Genomic DNA, 4,568 nt, shown 5'->3' on the forward strand with positions numbered 1-4,568 from the left:
GGCGCATGCGTTGCAGGCCTATCGCGCCGGCGACCGCCAGCATGCGTTGATGACCCCGCAGGCCACCGACCTGAGCGATCAGGATATTGCCGACCTGGCCGCGTATTTCGGTTCGCGGCCGAGCCAGTTGCGGGACCTGCACGGGGTGAAATGACCGCGGTAGAGCCGACCGCTGGTCGGCTGCCCTTGGTTCGGGCGGCATGAAGCCCTGAACGGTAGAGCCGACCAACGGTCGGCTCTACGCCGATCATTGGATCAGGCGTCCAGTTCTTCCCAGCGTGCGTAGGCAGCATCCAGTTCGGCCTGCACCTTGCCCAGCTGCTGGGTGTGCGCGGCCATGTCGGCAGCGCTGCGCTGGTAGAACGCCGGGTCGTTCATCGCGGCGGTGAGGCCCTCCACGTCCTTCTCCAGCGTTTCGATCTTCAGCGGCAACTGCTCCAGCTCGCGCGCGTCCTTGTAGCTGAGCTTGCGCTTGGGCTCGACCGGAGCGACCGCGGTTGCCGCCGCTGCTGCAGGCCTGGCCGCCGGCACCGGTGCCGACGCGGCGGCGGCGGCCACGCGTGCGGCGTGGCGCTGCCAGTCGGTGTAACCGCCGACGTATTCGCCGACCACGCCATCACCTTCCATCACCATGGTGGAGGTCACCACGTTGTCGAGGAAGTCACGGTCATGGCTGACCAGCAGCAACGTGCCGGTGTAGTCGCTCAGCAGCTCTTCCAGCAGTTCGAGGGTTTCCACGTCCAGGTCGTTGGTCGGTTCATCCATCACCAGCAGGTTGGACGGCTGTGCGAACAGCTTGGCCAGCAGCAGGCGGTTGCGCTCGCCACCGGACAGGCGGGTGATCGGCGCGCGGGCACGCTCCGGCGAGAACAGGAAGTCCTGCAGGTAGGCATGCACATGCTTGCGCTTGCCGTTGAACTCGATGAAATCGCGGCCTTCGGCCACGTTCTCGATCGCGGTCCAGTCTTCGCGCAGCACCGCACGGTACTGGTCGAAGTAGGCGATCTGCAGGTTGGTGCCGGCGCGCACTTCGCCGCTCTGCGGCTGCAGGTCGCCCAGCAGCAGCTTGAGCAGCGTGGTCTTGCCGCTGCCGTTGGGCCCGATCAGGCCGATGCGGTCGCCGCGCAGGATGACGGTGCTGAAATCCTTGACCATCACCCGCTCGCCAAAGGCGAAGGAGATGTCCTTGACGTCGATGACCTTCTTGCCGGAGTTCTCCGCCTGCGCCGCTTCCATGCGCACGTTGCCGCCGAGTTCGCGGCGCTGCGAGCGGTCGTTGCGCATCGCCTTGAGGCGGCGCACGCGGCCTTCGTCGCGGGTACGCCGGGCCTTGATGCCCTGGCGGATCCAGATTTCTTCCTGCGCCAGCAGTTTGTCGAAGCGTGCGTTTTCCTGCGCCTGCGCGTTCATGCGCTCTTCGCGGCGGCGTTCGTAGTTGGCCCAGTCGCCCGGCCAGCTGGTGACCTGGCCACGGTCGATCTCGACGATGCGGGTCGCCAGCGCGCGCAGGAAGCGACGGTCATGGGTGACGAACACCACGCTGCCGTTCCAGTTCTTGAGGAACATTTCGAGCCAGTCGATGGCTTCGATGTCCAGGTGGTTGGTCGGTTCGTCCAGCAGCAGCAGATCCGGCGAGGACACCAGCGCGCGGCCGAGCAGCACGCGGCGCTTCATGCCGCCGGACAGGCGCGCGAATTCGGCGTCACCGTCCAGGTCGAGTTTGGTCAGGGTTTCGCTGACGCGCTGGTCCAGGCCCCAGCCGTTGGCGGCGTCGATCTTGGCCTGCACGGCCGACAGCGCATCGCCGTCGAAATCGTCGGCCATGCTCAGGTGATGGAACTCGGCCAGCCACTGGCCCAGCTCGCCCAGGCCGTCGGCGACCACGTCGAAGACGCTGCCGGCGGCACCGTGCGGCACCTCCTGTTCCAGGCGGGTGATGCGCACCCCCTGCTGCACGCGGACTTCGCCGTCATCAGGCTTGTGATCGCCGGACAGCAGTTTGAGCAGGGTCGATTTGCCGGCGCCGTTGCGACCGATCAGGGCAATACGCTCGCCCGGCTCGATCGACAGTTCGGCTTTTTCCAGCAACAAGGGGCCGCCGACGCTGAAGTCGACGTTTTGCAGAGTAATCAGAGGCATCCGACCATTGTACGGGCTGGCGGTGCGTGGCGTCGCTCACCCGTGCGCGAAAGCGTCCGGCGGCAGGTCCAGCAGCGCGGCCAGTGCCGGCGGCACCTGCTTGCCCGGGTGCCGGACCACCCACAGCTGTCGCGACAGGGGCGGCAGCGGGGTATCCAGGATGCGCAGCGTGCCCAGCGCCACCAGATCGGCCACGGCATGGCCGGACAGGCAGGCCACGCCCAGCCCGGCCGCTGCCGCCTGTTTGATCGCCTCGGTGCTGCCCAGCTGCATCGACCGGCCGAAGTGGTGCAGATGCGGCAGCAACGCCTGCTCGACCGCCTCGCGGGTGCCCGAGCCGGGTTCGCGCAGCAGCCAGCGCGCGTTGGCCAGCCCGGCCAGGTCCGGCGTCGGCCCCGGCGGCGCGCCGGCGGCAGCGACGATCACCAGCGCATCGCGCCGCCATGGCAGCACCTGCAGGCCGCTTTCGTGGCACGGGCCCTCGATCAGGCCCAGGTCGACCTCCAGCCGTTGCACCGCGGCCACCACGTCGGCGCTGTTGCCGATGCGCAGGTCCACCTGCGCCAGCGGGTTGTCGGCGAGCAGCACGGCCACACGCGCCGGCAGCAGGTAATTGCCGATGGTGGTGCTGGCGCCGATCCGCAGCTGCAACGGCACCTGGTCGAGCCTGTGGTCCTGCCCGACCCCGGCCACCGTTTCCAGGTCGGCGGCGGCCACCAGCAGTGCCCGCGCCGGGTCCAGCAGCGCGCGACCGTGCGCGTTGAGCACCAGGCGCCGACCGATCCGGTCGAACAGCGGCGCGGGCAGCTGGGTTTCCAGCTCGTTGAGCGCGGCGCTGGTGGCCGACTGCGACAGCGCCAGCTGCGCGCCCGCCGCCGCGGTGGTGCCGGCGTCGGCGACGGCGACGAAAACCTGCCACTGGCGCAAGGTGAGGTGCATGCCCGCAATTAACGCATGAAACCGGTTGAAATCAGATGAATAATGCGTTTTACAGGTTTATTGCCGACGCGCACGCTGGACACCTGATCAGCCGGAGCGTTGCCGTGAACATCTTCACCCCCACCCTGCCCTCGCCGTCCCTGGCCCAGCGCTGGCGCGGTGGCGTGCCGGGCCTGCTGTTGACCGCGGCGGTCGCGGCGGGCGCGATGGGCCTGGCAACGGTGCCCTGGCTGCAGGCGCACGGCATCAGTGCGTTGACCCTGGCCATCGTGATCGGCATCGCGCTGGGCAACAGCGTCTACCCGCGCCTTGCCGCGCAGGCCGCGCCCGGGGTCGGCGTTTCCAAGCAATGGCTGCTGCGCGCCGGCATCGTGCTGTACGGCCTGCGGCTGACGTTCCAGGACATCGGCCAGGTCGGCGTGGCCGGTGTGGTGATCGATGCGCTGGTGCTGGGCAGCACCTTCGCGCTGGCCTGGTGGGCCGGCACCCGCTGCTTCGGGATGGATCGCGAAAGCGCGCTGTTGATCGGCGCCGGCAGCTCGATCTGCGGCGCGGCCGCGGTGATGGCCGCCGAGCCGGTGGTGCGCGGCCGCGCCGAACAGGTGACCGTGGCGGTATCGACGGTGGTGGTGTTCGGCACGCTGGGAATGTTCCTGTACCCGCTGCTGTACCGGCTCAACCTGGCCCATGGCTGGCTGCCGATCGGAGACGCGGCCTACGGCGTGTTCACCGGTTCAACCGTGCATGAAGTAGCGCAGGTGGTCGCGGCCGGGCGTGCGGTCAGCGAAGGCGCCGCCGATACCGCGGTGATCGCCAAGATGGTGCGGGTGATGATGCTGGCGCCCTTCCTGGTCGCGCTGTCGTTGCTGCTGGCACGCGGACGTGCGACCGGGCCGGGCGCTGCACGCGCGAAGATCGTGGTGCCGTGGTTCGCGTTCGGTTTCGTGGCGGTGGCCGGGGTCAATTCGCTGGAGGTGCTGCCGTCGGCCGTGGTCGCCGCAGCCATCGATCTGGACACCGTGCTGCTGGCGATGGCGATGGCCGCGCTGGGCCTGACCACCCACGTCTCGGCGCTGCGCCAGGCCGGGATGAAGCCGCTGCTGCTGGCCCTGCTGTTGTTCGGCTGGCTGCTGGCCGGCGGGCTGGGCATCAACCTGGGCGTGCATGCGCTGCTCGGATGAGCCGTGAGCGTGTCCCACCTGTTGATCGCCGCTGCCTGCGCATTCCGTATCGGCTGCTGCTGGCGCGCTGCGGGCCGTGGATGAGGCCGAAGGCGACCTGCTCGAGAGACTGCGGGCGCTGGATCCGGCCTGAGCATGCCCGCCGCCCGCCCGGCGACCGGCGCAGCGGGTAGAATGCGCCATGAACGAATTTTCCGAACTGCCCCTGTCGGCCTCGCTGGCGGCGGGCATCGACGCGCTGGGCTATACCCGCATGACGCCCGTGCAGGCCCAGAGCCTGCCGGCCATCCTTGATCGCCGTGACCTGAT

The 4,568-nt window shown here is 68.9% G+C and carries 3 protein-coding genes and 1 pseudogene; 2 read left to right on the forward strand and 2 right to left on the reverse strand.

Annotated elements, in window-relative coordinates; translation table 11 throughout:
- A pseudogene (locus RTO53_RS16170) lies at nt 1–154 on the forward strand (cytochrome c); the annotation flags it as partial.
- 101 nt (nt 155–255) lie between these two features.
- On the opposite strand, the gene RTO53_RS16175 reads toward RTO53_RS16170, so the two are convergent.
- Nucleotides 256–2,139 carry an ATP-binding cassette domain-containing protein gene (locus tag RTO53_RS16175; protein WP_312238760.1) on the reverse strand — a complete coding sequence of 628 codons (1,884 nt, stop codon included), beginning with the start codon at nt 2,137–2,139 and terminating at the stop codon, nt 256–258.
- Between the two features lie 36 nt (nt 2,140–2,175).
- Nucleotides 2,176–3,078, reverse strand: coding sequence for a LysR family transcriptional regulator (locus tag RTO53_RS16180; protein WP_312238761.1), 903 nt, complete (start codon nt 3,076–3,078; stop codon nt 2,176–2,178).
- 104 nt (nt 3,079–3,182) lie between these two features.
- Between RTO53_RS16180 and RTO53_RS16185 the strand changes: the two genes are divergently transcribed.
- On the forward strand, nt 3,183–4,259 hold the full coding sequence (locus RTO53_RS16185; RefSeq protein WP_312238762.1) for a YeiH family protein: 1,077 nt from the start codon (nt 3,183–3,185) through the stop codon (nt 4,257–4,259).
- Nucleotides 4,260–4,568 lie beyond the last annotated feature (309 nt).

The sequence above is a fragment of the Stenotrophomonas sp. genome, assembly GCF_031995405.1.
GTDB lineage: Bacteria > Pseudomonadota > Gammaproteobacteria > Xanthomonadales > Xanthomonadaceae > Stenotrophomonas.